Here is a 16,783-nt window from a genome sequence, read left to right on the forward strand (position 1 = left end):
ACAGCACTGCTGCATGGCCTGTGCTCGGCAGAAAACAGACGCCAAAATCAAAAACCAATCTGCGCCCCAACCTGCTTCCCGCCGATGCTCAACAATTTTGCTGGCTTGGGGTCCAGAGCCAGATAGCACGTGATCCCAGCTCAAGCACTGGTTTGGCATTGGATAGCGCTGGCGTCATATCCTTTGCCGCCTCCCGCTCTCCAATCACCCATACCCTATGTTGGGTGCTACACAAAATATGGTTTGCCTCCTGCTTTTCCAGCAAGAATTGGCTTGCAGTATTAGGCGCAAACTCTGCGGCATCCAGCAGCTCTTTTCTCCAGTTGTCTGATTTCGATGCTTTGGCGGCTTGCCAGTCATCGACAACCCAAGCCACCTGGCCGCTGTGTATATAAAACGGTGCGCCGTAATACAGTTGCCCCAGCATCATGATCCGATCCTCTGGCTGCACTGACAGCATGCTGAGACGATCCCAGCGAGCTTTATGCGGGACGCCCTGGGTGCCTAGGCCGACAGCCAGTGCGGCGCAAAGACTCGCGGCAAAAGCGGTTGTGACCGTGAGTTTCGTCCAGCGGAGCTGTACCATTCGCCAATCGTCGGCATATGCGGTTTGCCAGAATCGAGCGATGAGGTATGCCATAGGCGGCAGGGCTGGAAGCACATAGCCTACGACCTTGCTGCTGGGAATGGAAAAAAACGCCACCACAGCCAAAAGCCAGACTCCCATATAGCGATCCAGACTAGTCTGTGCCGTAGGGAAGTCAGACTCCAACATGAGTCCTTGCCGCGCACGCCATTGTCTCAGGAGCATATAGATGCCAGCGAGAGTCCATGGCAGACATGCAAGCGCGATGACAGCCAAGTAGAACCACCATGGCTGGGGGTTGTTGAAGCCGGTTTCGGTATAGCGCTGGAAATGCTGGGTGACAAAAAAATAATGCAAAAATTGAGGGTGTTGCTTATGCGCAAGCCAAACCCATGGCCCCGCAATCAGGAGCATGACAAACCATACTGGCGGGTACAAGGGCAGTGCCAACTGCTTCCAACGGCGCTCCCAAAGCATCCAGACGCACCACACCAAGCCCGGCAAAACCAAGCCAATCAATCCTTTGGCTAAAAAGCCCAAACCTGCAAAGGCCCCGGCTGCGGTGATCCATGCCCGCCAAAATTTGCCAGGACCACACTCTATCGTGGCAATGAACGCGCAAGCGGTGCAGGCGGACATGCAGCCTGCCAGCAGCATGTCCATGTTGGCGTACTGAGCGGCCAAGTAGGCGAAAGGCATGGTGAGGAAGATGAGCACCGCAGCGATTGCGGTTGAGTGCCTCGTATAGCGCTTCAGCAGAACCAGCAGACTCATTGCCGCCAGCCATGCCCCAAGCATCGACGGCAGGCGGGCAACCCATTCATGTACACCAAACAATTCATAACCACCAGCTGCGAGCCAGTAGTAAAGCGGTGGTTTGTGAAAAAAGGGAAGACCGTTAAGTTGGGGCGTCACCCAATTGCCGTTGCGCAGCATGTCCAGCGCGACCATGGCATAGCGCCCTTCATCCGGGTCACTCAATGGACGAATCCATGCCAAGGCCAAGAGCCATAGTCCGATTAACAGGGCCCAAAGGAATGCGTCGTCGATCTTGCGGCGTGAAGCCTTCATGTCCACATTAATGGCGGTTTGCATGGGCTATACCTGACCCTCTATAGAGAGCTTCGACTGATCTTGCTTGGGCCATACCTTCAAACCATTGCATCCCCACCGGCAGCATCACTGACTCCTTTGATTAAACAGGTCGCGATGCATTCAACATGGCAGCTCATCGGCTGTTATCGCTGGCGGCAATCTAAGTTCAAAAACTTACCAATTTCTTAAGAGTCTTGCAGGTGAGTGCCACGCCCAATGCCCACAGAATTCGGTGACTCAAGCTCATTCAGCGAACTGCATACACAGATATCGAGAAAATTGCTAACAATCTGCTCAGGTCGCCTTCATCGCTTAACCGCCCTCTGACAGCCAGCTTTAACTGCGCTTGTTTGTAGAAAAAGGTTCAGATGGCTCAACTGGCGACACTGGCTGCGCAGGCTCTGCCTGAGCCGCTGTGGCTTCCGGCTCCTTTGGCAAGGTTGCCCTCGCCACATTGAGCATATGCAGAGCCAGCGACTCATAGAGAGGCCGCGCAATCATGCGCGAGATCATGCTGGCGATCATGGCCGAAGCCATGAGGCTGAGCACCAGTGAATGGCCATCCACCATCTCCATCACGATGATGAAGGCGGTCAACGGAGCCTGAGTGACGGCAGCCAGAAAGGCTGCCATGCCCATGGCGATCAAGGCCGGAGCAATATCCGTAGTCCCGACAATGGATGCCACGTTATTACCCACCCCCGCACCAATCGATAGCGAAGGCGCAAAAATTCCGCCAGGCACCCCCACCCAGGCCGATAGCCAGGTGGCAATAAATTTGAGGGTCACATAGAACTCGGGGACATCGGCTTCGCCCTGCAACATGTGCTTGACCGCTTCGGAGCCTGCGCCAAAGGTGGCACCGCCAGTGACGACACCGATAACGGCAATCAGCAATGCCAGAGCGGCTGCAAAGCGAATGGGAAAACGAGACCTCAGCTTGTTCAAACGCTCTGTCGATGAAGTCAGCGACACCGTCATCAGCTTGGCAAACAAGCCGCCCAGCACACCGCAGGTCAGCGCTACTGCAAGACAAGGCAGCAGGTCATGCCAGCTCAGCTCCTGCACCCGAATGCGGCCGAAGTAGCTGAGATTGCCGAACATCGAAACCCCCATCAGGCCTGCCAGCACAATGGCCGCGATGATCAGCCCGCTCGAGCGCGACTCCAGCTTGCGTGACAGCTCCTCAATCGCAAACACCACACCCGCCAGCGGTGCATTGAAGGCTGCAGCAATGCCTGCTGCACCGCCAGCCACCAGCAGCGCATGGGTGTTGATGACGGACTTGGGACCCAGCCAGCGCCGCGCCGAATGCATGACGCCTGCAGCCACCTGCACCGAAGGCCCTTCACGCCCTATCGACAAGCCAGCCAGGAAGCCGGCACTGGCCAAGATGATTTTGGCAAACGACAGCCACAAGGACACAAAGCGGCTGCGCAAAGTGGCGCTGACGCCGGGCTCCAGCGTGGCGATTACCTGTGGAATGCCGGAGCCGCTGGCACCGGGAGCCCATTTGCGCGTGGCCCAGACCGCAGCAGCCGTCACCGCTGGCATCCAGATCAGCACCAGCCAGCCGTTGGTGCCGTGATAGATGCTCTCAAAGAAGCCAAATGCTGCTTCGGCCAGCAGTGTGAATGCCACCACACTGAGACCCGCTGCGGCGGCATAGGCCAGCACCACCGTCCGCTCCAGCCAGCGCTTGCCATCGCGCATTTCTTCATTGAGGTTGTGAAAGAAATCTGGCTCTTGCTGCATGGGCGGGGCAATCGTTTCGGTCGAGGGCTGGCGGGTGAATGCCTACATTCTGCGCCCGCGAGACCAGCTAACCCATCGGCATTAGCCACAACAAGCCATTTGAAACAACAAAGGCCGTCCCTGTTTCACTACGCAATGCCGGCAAAACCAGGATCAGCAGACGGAAATTCAGCTCGCGTAATACCAGCGCTTGAGCGCTTCACCCGCCTTGGCCAGCACCGCTTCACGCCCAGCCAGGTCGAGCTTGCTGCCGGTCAGATAAGCCGTTACCAGCACTGGCGCCGACTGCTGGGTAGGCCAGGCAATGAGGGTGTCGCAAGAGGTGCCGTTGTCTCCGCTTCCCGTCTTGCCGCCAATCGTCCATTGTGCGGGCAGGCCTAAGCGCACACGCTTGTCTCCAGTGCGGCTATCCAGCAGCCATTGGTGCAGCAGCGCGCGGGATGACCCATCCAGCACGTCTGCGAGCAAGATTTTTTGCAGGCTCAGCAGCATGGCCTCAGGCGTGGTGGTGTCGCGCTCGTCACCAGTCAATGCCGTGTTCAGCGTGGGTTCGTTGCGATCCAGACGCGTGATGCTGTCGCCCAGACTACGCAGCCATTGCGTCAGCGCCGCCGGGCCGCCCGTTGACTCCAGCAGCACATTGGCCGCCGTGTTGTCGCTGACGACCACCGCAGCCTCGCACAAGTCCAGCAGCGTCATGCCGCCATTGGCACCCGCCCACTTGGCAGATACGGGCGACCAGGCAACGACTTCAGTAGTTGCGTAATACCGCTTGTGCCACAGCTTGATCTGACCGCTTTGCGCCAGCGACAGCACGTGTGCGACCAGCAAGGTCTTGAAGGTGCTGCACATGGCAAAGCGCTCATCGCTACGCCAGCCCGCAGCCGCACCGCTGCTCGTGTCCAGCGCATACAAGCCCAGTCGGCCCTGCGCCTGTACCTCCAGCGCGGCCAGCTCGTCACTCAAGACCTTTGCCGCAGCTGCCTGCTGCCTGGCGACAAAGGCACAGCCCGACAGACCCCAGGTACTCAGACCCAAGGCCAGTCCTGTTGTCAGCACGCTGCGTCGTTGCATAAGTTCCTCTTTTGCTTCATGGTCATGATTGAAAGCATATAGCGGACACTTTGCATGAACCAGCAGTAATAATTGACGCAAGCCATTAGAAAAATTTTTACATCCCCTCTTGTATGCAACTGCCTCTGAACGCCTTGCGCATGTTTGATGCCGCTGCCCGCCACCTGAGCCTGACCCGCGCCGCTCAGGAGCTGCATGTGACGCAGGCCGCCGTCAGCCAGCACATCCGCAACCTGGAAGAACGGCTGGGCAAGCCGCTATTCAGACGACTGCCGCGCGGGCTTGCCTTGACCGATGAAGGGCAGGCCCTGTGGCCCGTGGTGGCGCAGAGCTTTGAGCGCATACAGCAGTCGCTGCAGCAAGTGGCCGAGCCACGGCCGCGCGAGATTCTGACTGTGGGCGTGGTAGGCACTTTTGCCATTGGCTGGCTGATTCCGAGATTGAACCAGTTCCAGCAACTACAGCCACATATCGACCTGCGCCTGCTGACAAATAACAACCGCGTTGATCTGGCCGGGGAAGGGCTGGACGCCGCCGTGCGCTTTGGCGATGGCGCCTGGCACGGTACCCATGCGCAGATGCTGCTGCGCGCCCCGCTCTCGCCCATGTGCACGCCTGCGCTGGCCCAACAGCTGCGCGAGCCCGCCGACCTGACCCACCAGAGTTTGCTGCGCTCCTATCGCAGTCAGGAATGGGAAGGCTGGTTTGCCGGGCTTGAGCAAACCGCTCCACTAGCACGCGGCGCCATGTTTGATTCATCGCTGACACTGGCCGAAGCCGCTGCGCAAGGCGCAGGAGTTGCCCTGCTGCCCACACGCATGTTCGAGCACATGCTGCAGCAAGGGCGGCTGGTACGGCCATTTGCGCATGAGGTCGATACCGGCGCCTACTGGCTGACCCATCTCAAGTCACGCCCGGCTAGCGGCGCACTACAGATCTTTCGCCAGTGGCTGATTGCACAACTGCAAGCGGACTCTGAAAATCTTTAAACCAAACACCTTCAATCCCCTTATTCATCAATCGCAAGCAGCTATTAATTAATGAGCATTTCAAACAGAGGATGCCAGACACCACTGCATGGCTTCAGGTGAGCAGTTACAGTAGCCATCCAGTAAGAGCGGCTGGCACTACCCAGTAAACCGAAGGTTTGCATTTGAGACGAGGCGCGAAGCCGCAGGCAGTACAAAAGTACGACAAGGCGAAGCAGCAACGTATCAAGGCTTGTGCTCCTAGCTCTAAGCGCCACGGCGCTTTTTTTTGACCCATTTCATCTGACCACCTGCCTTGACTGCCGCCTCCACCCTGCCCGTTCTGTACTCCTTCCGCCGTTGCCCTTACGCCATTCGCGCCCGTCTGGCGCTGGCCCATGCGGGTCTGGCCTGCGAGCTGCGTGAGATCAATCTGCGCAACAAACCTCAGGCGCTGCTGGATGTATCGCCCAAGGGCACGGTGCCTGTACTGGTGCTCCAAGATGGTCAAGTGATCGAGCAAAGTCTGGACGTCATGCTGCACGCCCTGCGCAGCAACGACCCCGACGGCTGGCTGCAGCCCACGCAAGGCAGTCTTGCAGACATGCAGGCCCTGATCAAGCGCAACGACGGCTTCTTCAAACGGGCACTCGATCGCTGCAAATACCCCGAGCGCCACAACGCCGAAGTCGTGAATCAGGCACAGGCCAACGCGCTGACCTGGCTGGCGGATTTGAACGACCAGCTGGAAGAAACCGGCTACCTGTTTGGCCTGCACCCCAGTCTTGCAGACATGGCGCTGCGCCCCTTTGTGCGCCAGTACGCCCGCATTGATGAGGCTCAGTGGAACGAGCAGCCCTGGCCGCATCTGCAGGACTGGCTGCAACGCTGGATTGATTCGGCCCTGTTTGCCGAGATCATGGAAACCTACCCCGGCTGGGTACCCGGCACCACAGGGCCGACCTTTGTCAGCCGCAGTGTGCAAAGCGACTGAAAGCCTGTTTCGCAAAAAAGCCCCGGTACCGCAAGGCACCGGGGCTTTTTTATCTGTACAGATTCAGCGCTTTTCAGCGTTTCCCGGCCTTGATCAGCAGCACCAGCAAGGCGACAAAGAACACGGCAAAACAGATGAAGGACCAGTTGGCGATCGAGCCACCCAGGAAAGTCCAGTCAATCGCGGCGCAGTCGCCCGAGCCCTGGAAGATCATAGGAATGGAGCGACTGAAGGAGTAATGCTCGATCATTCCGTAGAAGTCGCGGCCGCAGGTAGCGAATTCTGGGGGATACCACTGCAACCAGCTCTGGCGCGCAGCCACAAAGGCACCAAAACCGCTGGCCAGCAAAGCCAGAACGCTAAAACTCATCCACCAGCCTTTTTGGCCTCTGACGCTTGCCAGACCTGTGAAGATAGCTACCAAAATGAGTGCATAGCGCTGCACGATGCACATCGGGCAAGGCTCAAGCCCAACGACATGCTGCAGATACAGGCCAAAGGCCAGCATGGCTACGCAGGCAGCGCAGATCAGGGCCAGAGTGCGCCGTGGCGCGGTGGTAAACCATTGAAGCATCAAAATTCTTTCTGCGAAATTTCCGAATCATGCCTGAACCAAGGATAACGCCCCTGAGCAGAGTCAGAGGATTCATCCCTGTGGCATGCATCTTCCCTTTCGCAGGAGACGACGAGCCAAAGCCGCCTTGCGGCGAGGTCGTCGTCCCCCTCTGGGGGGAAGGCGCAAAGCACCTCAGGGGGAATTAAATGCCTGCAGCCTCATCCAGAAACACCTTGGCACGGCGTGGTGTCACCACCAGGGTTTCACCTTCGCGCAAGCCCATGTCCTTGAACTGCTGCGCGGGGATCTGGGCTTCGATAAGTCCGTCTTCTCCGGCATTGCTGGCGTTTGGTGTGGTCTCGGAGGGAATAAGTTCCAGCCTTGCGATGGGGCCGACCACAATTGCACGCGAAAGCTGGGCCACGATGCCTGTGGGGCGGCCCTGCGCATCCAGATTCTGGCCGGGCGAATAGCGCTCCACCTCCAGATCATGGGGGCGCACATAGGCAAAGGCCTGGCTGTCATGGGCACCGCTGGCGTCGCTGCTGTCCATTTGCATGCCATCGTCCAGGTAAACGCGGCCATCTCTGGCGCGGCCCTTGAACAGGTTCACATCACCCAGGAAGCCATAGACAAACGGCGTAGCCGGGTTGTCCCAGACTTGCTGAGGTGTGCCTTCTTGCTCAATCTTGCCCTGGTTGATGACGACCACCCGGTCGGCCACTTCCAGCGCTTCCTCCTGGTCGTGGGTCACGAAGATGGACGTCACATGCAGCTCATCGTGCAGTTGACGCAGCCAGCGGCGCAGTTCCTTGCGCACCTTGGCATCCAGCGCGCCAAAGGGCTCGTCCAGCAGCAGCACCTTGGGCTCTACGGCCAGCGCGCGGGCCAGCGCGATACGTTGACGCTGACCGCCAGACAGTTGCGAGGGGAAGCGATCGGCAATCCAGTCCAGCTGCACCAGCTTGAGCAACTTCATGACCTTTTCCTTGATCACGGCCTCACTCGGACGCTCTTTGCGGGGCTTGATGCGCAGGCCAAAGGCCACGTTCTCAAAAACGGTCATGTGCCGAAACAGCGCGTAGTGCTGAAACACAAAGCCCACGTTGCGGTCACGCACATGCACATCGGTAGTGTCTTCGCCGCTGAAGTGGATGGTGCCCACGTCGGCGGTTTCCAGACCCGCGATGATGCGCAGCAGCGTGGTCTTGCCGCAGCCCGATGGGCCGAGCAAGGCAATCAGCTCGCCCGACTTGATGTCCAGACTGACATCGCGCAGCGCCTGAAAGTCGCCGAACTGCTTGCTGACATTACGAATTTCGATACTCATGATGAATCTCTGCTTGGAGTCCAGACAGCTCAGGCTGCCGTGGCGGTTTTATGAGGGGTGGTGCTGATCTGGCTCGGACGCTCGGGCGGAGCTTCAGCAGCGGCCTTGGCTTGTTGTTCAGCGCGCCATTCGGCAAGGGACTTGATCACCAGTGTGACCAAAGCCAGCAGCGCCAGCAGCGATGCCACAGCAAAGGCAGCAGCAGCCTGATAGTCGGCATAAAGCACTTCTACATGCAGCGGCATGGTGTTGGTCTGACCGCGGATATGGCCCGAGACCACGGACACCGCGCCAAACTCACCCATGGCACGGGCGTTACACAGAATCACGCCATAGACCAGACCCCATTTGATATTGGGCAGGGTCACATGCCAGAAGGTCTGCCAGCCCGAGGCGCCCAGCACCACAGCGGCCTGCTCTTCATCACTGCCTTGTGCCTGCATCAGCGGAATCAGCTCGCGTGCAATGAAGGGGAAGGTCACAAAGATGGTGGCCAGCACAATGCCCGGCACCGCAAAAATAATCTGAATATTGTGCTCGGCAAGCCATGGGCCCAGCCAGCCATTGGCACCAAAGACCAGCACATACATCAAACCAGCAACCACCGGCGAGATGGAAAACGGCAGATCGATCAGCGTGGTCAAAAAGGCCTTGCCTTTGAACTCGTACTTGGCAATACACCAGGCCGCAGCCACACCAAACACCAGGTTCAGAGGAACAGCGATCAAGGCCGTAATCAGCGTCAGCTTGATGGACGACAGCGCATCAGGTTCGCCCAGAGCCGCCACATAGACATCCCAGCCCTTGCGCAATGCCTCGCCAAAGACGGACAGCAGCGGCAGGATGAGGAACAGGCCCATAAAGAGCAGCGCAATGATGATCAGCACCCAGCGCACCCAACGCGGCTCGGTGGTACTCATCTTTTCAAGCTTGGTGGTTTTGCGCGGTGCCGTGAGCTTGAAAAGCACAAGCAGCACCACGACGGCCACAGCGATGACCGTAAAGAGATGCACCCAGATGGGCAGAAAATGGGGGAACAGCGCCTGAACGGCTGCGTGAATCGTAGACATCAGCGGCCTCCCTGCGCCTTGCGCTGCCATGCTTGCAGAGCGTTGATCAGCAGCAGCAATACAAAAGAAATCAGCAGCATGACCACGGCCACGGCGGTCGCGCCGGCCACATCATGCTGATCGAGCTTGGCCATGATGATCAGCGGAGTGATTTCAGAAACCATGGGAATATTGCCGGCGATAAAAATCACCGAACCGTATTCGCCCACGGCACGGGCAAATGCCATGGCAAAACCCGTGAGCAAGGCCGGGCCGATATGCGGCAGGATGACCTTGTAGAAAATCTGCCAGCGCGAAGCGCCCAGGCTGGTTGCGGCCTCTTCCAGCTCTTTCTCGAAGTCTTCCAGCACGGGCTGCACGGTACGCACCACAAAAGGCAGGCCGATAAAGATCAGCGCAATGGCAATGCCCTTGGGGTTGTAGGCCATCTGAATGCCCAGTGACTCGAAGTACTGACCAATCCAGCCATTGCCTGCATACAGCGCCGACAAGGAAATACCAGCCACCGCCGTAGGCAGGGCAAAGGGCAAATCGACCAGCGCATCCACCACCTTCTTGCCGGGAAACTGATAGCGCACCAGCACCCACGCGATCAGCATGCCAAACACCACGTTCACGCAGGCCGCGATGAACGACATGGTGAAGGACAGCTCATAAGACGCCACCACGGCAGGCGCCGAGACGGCATTCCAGAACTGCTCCCAAGTCAGGCTGAAGCTGGCGGACAGCAAGGCCACCAGCGGGATGAGCACGACAATGCTGAGATAAAAGATGGTGTAGCCCAGCGTCAACCCGAAACCGGGTAACACTCGCTTGGCGCTACGCACCTTGCCTGGAGCTATAACTGCAGAGGTCATATTTTTATTAAAGCGACTCAAAAAGGTGGATCTGCAGGCATCGCCCCTGCCCTATGAACAGGCAGGCGCCCCATTGGGACGCCAAGCAAAGGCCGCTCCGCAGCGAGAGCGTCGTCCCCTCCCGAAGAGAGAGGGGGAAGCCGCAAAGCGGCTCAGGATGAGTTCTTACTTACCCGGTGCGTACAGCTTGTCAAACTGACCGCCATCGTTGAAGTGAACCTTCTGCGCTTCGCTCAGAGAGCCAAAGTACTTGGCCACAGTGAACTGCTTGATGGGCTTGAACTGATCGGCATGCTTTTTGAGCACTGCTTCAGAGCGGGGGCGAATGGCGTGCTTGGCCGCAATTTCCTGGGCTTCATCCGAATACAGCCATTGCAGGTAATCGGTTGCCAACTGGGTTGTGCCCTTTTTGGCCGTGGTGCGCTCTACGACGGCCACGGGGTTCTCGGCCACGATGCTGACGGATGGATACACGGCATCGACCTTGCCCTGACCGAATTCGCGGTCCACGGACACGACTTCCGATTCAAACGTGATCAGCACATCGCCAATATTGCGCTGCAAGAAGATGCTGGTCGCATCGCGGCCGCCCTTGCCCAGCACGGGGACGTTTTTGTAGAGCTTTTGCACAAAGTCTGCAGCCTGCGCATCGGTGCCACCCTTTTCACGCACCGAGCCCCAAGCTGCCAGATAGGCATAGCGGCCATTGCCACCGGTCTTGGGGTTGACGACCACGACCTTGACGTCGGGGCGAATCAGATCAGACCAATCCTTGATGTTCTTGGGGTTGCCATTGCGCACCAGGAACAGCATGGTCGATGTAGTGGGCGATGCATCGTGAGCGAACTTCTTGTTCCAGTCCTTGGCAACCACACCGGTGGAAGCCAGGAAGTCCACGTCGGTCGTTGTGTTGAAAGTCACCACATCGGCAGCCAGACCATCGTTGACAGCACGGGCCTGAGCGCTGGAGCCGCCGTGCGACTGATCGACCTTGATGTCCACGCCCTTAGTCTTCTTGTAATGGGCGATGAAGGCTGCGTTGTAATCCTTATAGAACTCCCGGGCCACATCGTAGGAGACGTTTAGCAGCTGCGTCTGAGCCGATGCGGCACCGGCGGCGGCCAGTGCAATAGATGCCAGCAATGTCTTGAGCTTCACGGAATGCATGGTCGCTGCCTTTTCTTGAGCAATGTGTATAGATGTATACATTGTGCAAAATCGGCTTTAAAACTCAAAAGAATATATTCTTCTTTGTTTTTCTGAAATTTGATATATCAAAAAATTCAGCTGCGAGATATGCATAAAAATAGCTGAAAGTGCTTATGCATCAAGCGCTTTCAGCTATCAAGAAGTTAAAAATACAGAAGGAGGTTGGCCTCAGGCAGCAAGGGCGGGCCTTAATTCATCACTGGCAACAGCAGCATGGGCAAGAGTGTTCTCCCAGCTGCTCACATCCATCAGCGACTGCAGCAGTGCCAGCCCCAGCGGCCATGCGCCATAGCCAGATTCAACATTGATATGCCCGGCGTTCTGCAGACGCACCACCTCACTGCCCCAGGCCCGTGCATAGGCACCAGCGCGGCGTATGGGGCAAAACGGGTCATTGCTGCTCGCCACCAGCACGCTGCGATATGGCAAAGGCGCATAGGGCACGGGGGCAAAGTCTTCCAGCTGAGCGCGGCGCTCCGGGTCTGCAGGGGCCACGAGCAAAGCACCATGCACGCGCGCAGCAGCGGCTTCACCCAGATGCACGGTGGTGATGCAGCCCAGACTATGGGCCACGATGACGGCCGGGCGCTCATCGGCCAGCAGCACTTCTTCCAGCGCAGCGACCCACGCATCGCGGTGGGGCACTATCCAGTCTTGCTGCTCTACGCGCACGGCATCGGGCAACTGCTCAGCCCACAGGCTTTGCCAGTGGCCGGGGCCTGAGTTGCGCCAGCCTGGAACGATCACGATACGGAATGGGGATTTCATGCAGCCTCCTGCGGTCTGGGAGCGCTGTGAAGGCCCTGCACGGAAGACCCAACGCTCTTGATCTGCTAGTAAGAGGCGCATTGTGAGCAGCGCACAGCCAAATTCCAACGAATGTTTTGTTGTTACCTTATGCCCAGAAGCTAATGCTATTGCGCGCTTTGCGCTATTTTTTGCGTAGCAGAGATACTGCTACCGGGCAGGCGCTCACCCAGAAAGTCCAGAAAATGCCGCACCGCCGGAGCCAGCCCGCGCCGCGATGGGAAGATGGCATGAACAATCCCCAAAGGCGGCGCCCACTGCGGCAGCAACTGCACCAGCGTGCCTTGGATCAGTTCCTCCTGACACATATAGTCAGGCAGCCAGCACATGCCGCTGCCCGCGATGGCGGCAAACTTCAGCGTCAGCAAATCATCCACCACATAGCGCGGCTGCAGTTGCAGGCGGTGCTCTTTGCCTTCGGGGCCGACCAGCAGCAGGTTTGAATGGCCATCGACGGCCGACATGGCAAGGCTGTCAAGTAGTTGCAAGTCTTCGAGCGATCTGGGCGTCCCCTGACGCTGCAGCAGATCAGGACTGGCAACCAGAATCTGGCGCGAGCTGTCGAGTCGCTTGACCACCATGGAGCCACTGTCGTCCAGATTGGCGCGAACGCGCAGTGCCACATCAATGCCCTCTTCCACCGGGTTCACCGGACGATTGGTGACCTGCATCTCCACATGGACTAGCGGGCAACGCTTGAGAAATTCGGGCATCAGCTCGCCAAGTACGGTCTGCGCCAGCGTCACCGGGCAGGTCACGCGAATCGTGCCGCGCGGCTCGGTCTGCACCTCGGCGACGGCATCGGATGCCGCCAGCGCCGCATCGCGCATGGCCTGGCCGTGGCGCAAAAAGGTCTCGCCCACCTGCGTCAGCGAGAGCTTGCGGGTGGTGCGCTGCAGCAAGCGCACGCCCAGACGGGTCTCCAGCTCAGCCACACGGCGCGAGAGCCGGGATTTGGGAATGCCCAGCGCACGCCCAGCCGCAGCGAAGCCGCCGCGCTCGACGACCTCTACGAAATACAGCATGTCATTGAGATCCACCATGCAAACATCCTTGGGCTCGATTGAATTGATATCTGGAACGATCCGTCATATTTTTGCAGACTTATCGATCACTCTATTCAAAATTACAATCTATCCCATCGCACTTTGAAACGAAACGCTGTTTTGCCGCAATGCAACATCTGGGCTGGGCAAGAAGTATTCTTTAACTCACCGTATAGAAACCGACATGCAAATCCTGCACATTGACTCTTCCATCACCGGCACCAACTCCATCACTCGTGAACTGACTGCCGACATCGTTGCCAGCCTCAAGCAAGCCAAACCCGAAGCGCAAGTGGACTATCTGGACCTGGCCGTGAATGCCCCCAGCCACCTGAGCGCTCAATCTATGGGCTTCCGCACCGGCCAGGCTGCCGCCACCGAAATCGAACGCCAGGAAAACGCTGTCTCAGAAGCTCTGGTCAGCCAGTTCCTGGCCGCCGACGTGATCGTCGTGGGCGCCCCCTTCTACAACTTCACCATTCCCACCCAGCTGAAGGCCTGGCTGGACCGCATCGCCCAGGCTGGCCGTACTTTCAAGTACACCGCTACAGGCCCCGTGGGTCTGGCTGGCGACAAAAAAGTCATCGTGGCCTCGGCACGCGGCGGTGCTTACTCCAGCAGCGAAGCCGGCCAAGCCATGGAACACCAGGAAAGCTACCTGAAAGTGATGTTCGGCTTCATGGGCGTGACCGACGTCGCCATCGTGCGCGCTGAAGGCGTGGCCATGGGCCCAGAAGCCAAGGCTGCAGCCCTGCAAGCCGCCAAGGCTCAAATCGTGGCTGCCTAATCGTCAGCAATAGTCAGAGCATCACCCACAAAAAAGCCGGTACACCTTGAGCGCTACCGGCTTTTTTGCATTCAAAACCTTGCGCAAGCTTGATCCAGCAGGCATTTACTACCAATCGTTTGTAAAAAATGCCGAGATGCAATCGTAGGACTACTGTTTTTTGATACTCTAAAAACAGTTAGATACTTTTCAACCCTTGGGTGCGGCTCTGCTGACTCAGGGTTGCGCTTTCCATGCCCCCTACTCGCTCCATACCTGCTGCCATTCAACACTCACCGCCGCGTTCTGACGAAAACTACGTCGTCACCGCTATTGGCGTGTTTTTGCTGGCATCACTTATCTTAGGTACGGCCACCTATAAATACCTGCAGCACTCAGAGCAGCAAGCGCAGACCCGCAACGATCGCCAAGCCTACAAACGCTACAACGATTACCTGAAATCCGCTCAGGAAGACACCCCAGCGCCAGCCGCTCAAGGCCCGTCCCCTGCGCAGGCGGCACAAGCATCACAAGCAGCCCCCGCCCAACCCAGCATGGCTGAAAAGCTGCTGAGTCACCCGTCCGTCACCCCCGGCCCCGGCTTCAACGCCCCCGGCGTGCAACAGACCGGCGTCGCCATCATTGATGCGATGGAGCATGCGCAAGCTACGGCCAAGCAATAAGAAGCAATAAGAAGCAATAAGAGGCGAAGGTTTGCTAGACCAGCCTTCAACATCGTCAACGCATCACAAGCCCGCCATCGACCAGCAGCACCTGCCCGGTCATAAAGCAACTGAGATCCGATGCCAGAAACAGCACCGGCCCCGCTACATCCTCGGGCCGGGCCAAGCGACGCAGCGGCGTGGCGGCCATCAGTGATTCGCGAAATGCTTCTTTGGTGCTCTGGCTGCCCTGTGTCGGGTAGACCAGCCCCGGCGCCACGCAGTTGACGCGAATGCCCACAGGCCCCAGCTCGCTGGCCAGATTGCGGCTAAAGCCCACCAAAGACGCCTTGGCCGTGGTGTAGTCGTGATAAGGAACGACCGGGTTCTCTACCAAGTTACTGACGATATTCACAATGCTGCCCCGCGCCCGCTGGCGCATTTGCGGTAGCACCGCACGGCAAACATTGAAGGCCGCGCCCACTGCACCATCAAACTGGCTTTGGTAGTCGCTCCACTCTAGATCATCAAAGCGGCGACGCTGCTCAGGGTCAAAGGTGTAGGGCTTGAAGGCGTTGTTGACCACCATGTCGATACAGCCTGCATCGCGCACGATGCTGTCCACCATGGCCTGAACTTCAGTCGCGTTGCCCACATCGGCCTTCACCGCCCATGCATCGCCCCCTGCGGCCTGACAGGCTGCCACGGTCTGCTCTGCCGCCGCATCGTTAGACAGATAGTTCACCACCACCGTCGCGCCCTCACGCGCAAAGGCCAGAGCAATCGCCGCACCAATGCCGCGGCTGGCACCCGTCACCAGCACCACTTTGCCGCGCAGACCCATTAAAGAAGATTGACTCATATTTTCTGATTTCCGGTCAAAAACTGGCGCTCACCACCCCAGAGACAGCAAGCAAGAGCCGCCCCGCCGCGATGATGTCGTCCCCTTGCTTCCTGTTTCAGGGGAAGGCGCAAAGCGCCTCAGGGGGTATTACAACGCCACCACCACATCGGACACCTTGATCTTCCGCTGCACCATGCCCAGCGCACGATAGGCATCAGCACCCTTTTGCAAGGCAGCAAGATCAAAGCTGCCCAGGGCCTGCCCTTGCACGGCAGGCAGTGAAGAGGCGTTGCGCAGGCGAATCACATCCAGATTGATATCACGGCGCGTTCCATCAATCGCGTATTTGCTGGCCAGAACCGAGGCTTCTTCGGGGTTGGCAAGCATCCAGGCAGCGCTCTCGCGGTAGCCACGCACAAAGGCCTTGAGCAGGTCTTTCTTCTGATGCAGCACTTCTTCGCGCACCACAAACATGTCGCTGGACATATTCAAGTACTCACTCACTTGCATCACATTGACCTCGCCAATCCCCTTGCGCAGGCCAACGGCCAAGCCGGTATCGGTGGCGGCTGTGGCATCAACCTGCCCCTGCATCAAGGGCGCGAAGTTGAGCAGACCGGTCACGACGATGGTCACGTCTGACTCCTTGAGGCCCGCCTGATGCAGCATCACCAGCAGGTTCTGGCGCGTGCCGCTAGCCAGGCTGTAGACACCAATCTTCTTACCCTTGAGATCGGCCGGCTTGCGAATGCCAGAAGTCTTGAGCGAGACCACGTTGAACACGTTTTGCGGGTAGATGTCGTAGATGGCGACCAGCTTCTCGCCCTTGTCCAACGCCATAAAGAAGGAGCCGGGGTCGGTAAACGCCACATCGGCCTGACCGCTCAAAATATTGCGAATGGCATCACCGCCACCTGCGCCGGGCAGGTAGTCCAGCTCTACGCCATGGCCCTTGAAGAAACCTTTTTCAGGCTCAGCCAAAAGATTGGTGATTTCGCTGATGGGCTTGCTCCAGCCTGCCAGCCGAATCTTGCCCTGCATGGGATTCGCCATGCTGGCACTCGTCAGAGAAAGCGCAGACAGACCTGCGCAAGCGCCGATCAGGCTGCGGCGGGAGATGGTGGGGAGCTTGTTCGATATCTGCATAAAAAGCGTTCAGTAAAA

At 58.3% G+C, this 16,783-nt stretch carries 16 protein-coding genes; 4 read left to right on the forward strand and 12 right to left on the reverse strand.

The window, feature by feature from the left end:
- Positions 1-88: 88 nt before the first annotated feature.
- The 3 genes from CLU84_RS10650 to bla all read right to left on the reverse strand — a co-directional run bounded on the left by CLU84_RS10650 (position 89) and on the right by bla (position 4,510).
- Positions 89-1,681, reverse strand: a complete 1,593-nt coding sequence (locus CLU84_RS10650) for a glycosyltransferase family 39 protein (RefSeq protein ID WP_099737145.1) — start codon at positions 1,679-1,681, stop codon at positions 89-91.
- Positions 1,682-2,017: 336 nt separating this feature from the next.
- Positions 2,018-3,436, reverse strand: coding sequence for a chloride channel protein (locus CLU84_RS10655; protein ID WP_099737146.1), 1,419 nt, complete (start codon positions 3,434-3,436; stop codon positions 2,018-2,020).
- A 168-nt stretch (positions 3,437-3,604) separates the two neighbouring features.
- A complete protein-coding gene (bla, locus tag CLU84_RS10660; RefSeq protein ID WP_099737147.1) occupies positions 3,605-4,510 on the reverse strand; it encodes a class A beta-lactamase in 906 nt (301 codons plus the stop codon).
- Positions 4,511-4,623: 113 nt separating this feature from the next.
- Here bla and CLU84_RS10665 point away from each other — a divergent pair, with 113 nt between their 5' ends.
- Complete coding sequence (locus tag CLU84_RS10665; protein ID WP_099737148.1) at positions 4,624-5,499, forward strand: LysR family transcriptional regulator; 876 nt, start codon at positions 4,624-4,626, stop codon at positions 5,497-5,499.
- A 295-nt stretch (positions 5,500-5,794) separates the two neighbouring features.
- Positions 5,795-6,472 (forward strand): glutathione S-transferase, encoded by a 678-nt coding sequence (locus CLU84_RS10670; RefSeq protein WP_099737149.1) that lies wholly within the window; start codon positions 5,795-5,797, stop codon positions 6,470-6,472.
- A 73-nt stretch (positions 6,473-6,545) separates the two neighbouring features.
- On the opposite strand, the gene CLU84_RS10675 is transcribed toward CLU84_RS10670, so the two are convergent.
- From CLU84_RS10675 to CLU84_RS10705, 7 genes are all read right to left on the reverse strand, one after another.
- Entirely contained in the window at positions 6,546-7,046 is a 501-nt protein-coding gene (locus CLU84_RS10675; RefSeq protein WP_099737150.1) for a disulfide bond formation protein B, read from the reverse strand.
- A gap of 184 nt (positions 7,047-7,230) precedes the next feature.
- A complete protein-coding gene (locus CLU84_RS10680; protein ID WP_099737151.1) occupies positions 7,231-8,358 on the reverse strand; it encodes a sulfate/molybdate ABC transporter ATP-binding protein in 1,128 nt (375 codons plus the stop codon).
- A gap of 29 nt (positions 8,359-8,387) precedes the next feature.
- Entirely contained in the window at positions 8,388-9,428 is a 1,041-nt protein-coding gene (gene cysW, locus CLU84_RS10685; protein WP_099737152.1) for a sulfate ABC transporter permease subunit CysW, read from the reverse strand.
- Positions 9,428-10,285, reverse strand: coding sequence for a sulfate ABC transporter permease subunit CysT (gene cysT, locus CLU84_RS10690; RefSeq protein WP_099737153.1), 858 nt, complete (start codon positions 10,283-10,285; stop codon positions 9,428-9,430). Before cysT ends, cysW begins: the two co-directional genes overlap by 1 nt.
- Before the next feature lie 165 nt (positions 10,286-10,450).
- Positions 10,451-11,452, reverse strand: a complete 1,002-nt coding sequence (locus tag CLU84_RS10695; RefSeq protein WP_099737979.1) for a sulfate ABC transporter substrate-binding protein — start codon at positions 11,450-11,452, stop codon at positions 10,451-10,453.
- Between the two features lie 210 nt (positions 11,453-11,662).
- The gene (locus CLU84_RS10700; RefSeq protein WP_233210000.1) at positions 11,663-12,262 is read right to left on the reverse strand and encodes an alpha/beta hydrolase; all 600 of its coding nucleotides are present in this window, start codon (positions 12,260-12,262) and stop codon (positions 11,663-11,665) included.
- A 146-nt stretch (positions 12,263-12,408) separates the two neighbouring features.
- The gene (locus tag CLU84_RS10705) at positions 12,409-13,344 is read right to left on the reverse strand and encodes a LysR family transcriptional regulator (RefSeq protein ID WP_099737154.1); all 936 of its coding nucleotides are present in this window, start codon (positions 13,342-13,344) and stop codon (positions 12,409-12,411) included.
- A 187-nt stretch (positions 13,345-13,531) separates the two neighbouring features.
- Here CLU84_RS10705 and CLU84_RS10710 point away from each other — a divergent pair, with 187 nt between their 5' ends.
- A complete protein-coding gene (locus tag CLU84_RS10710; RefSeq protein WP_099737155.1) occupies positions 13,532-14,134 on the forward strand; it encodes an FMN-dependent NADH-azoreductase in 603 nt (200 codons plus the stop codon).
- A 233-nt stretch (positions 14,135-14,367) separates the two neighbouring features.
- Positions 14,368-14,796, forward strand: coding sequence for a hypothetical protein (locus CLU84_RS10715; RefSeq protein ID WP_233210001.1), 429 nt, complete (start codon positions 14,368-14,370; stop codon positions 14,794-14,796).
- Between the two features lie 55 nt (positions 14,797-14,851).
- On the opposite strand, the gene CLU84_RS10720 is transcribed toward CLU84_RS10715, so the two are convergent.
- Positions 14,852-15,637: an SDR family oxidoreductase gene (locus CLU84_RS10720; RefSeq protein ID WP_099737156.1), complete on the reverse strand. Its 786-nt coding sequence runs from the start codon at positions 15,635-15,637 to the stop codon at positions 14,852-14,854.
- A gap of 129 nt (positions 15,638-15,766) precedes the next feature.
- Positions 15,767-16,765 (reverse strand): ABC transporter substrate-binding protein, encoded by a 999-nt coding sequence (locus CLU84_RS10725; RefSeq protein WP_099737157.1) that lies wholly within the window; start codon positions 16,763-16,765, stop codon positions 15,767-15,769.
- Positions 16,766-16,783: the final 18 nt, after the last annotated feature.

The sequence above is a fragment of the Comamonas sp. 26 genome (genome assembly GCF_002754475.1).
Taxonomy (GTDB): Bacteria; Pseudomonadota; Gammaproteobacteria; order Burkholderiales; family Burkholderiaceae_C; genus Comamonas.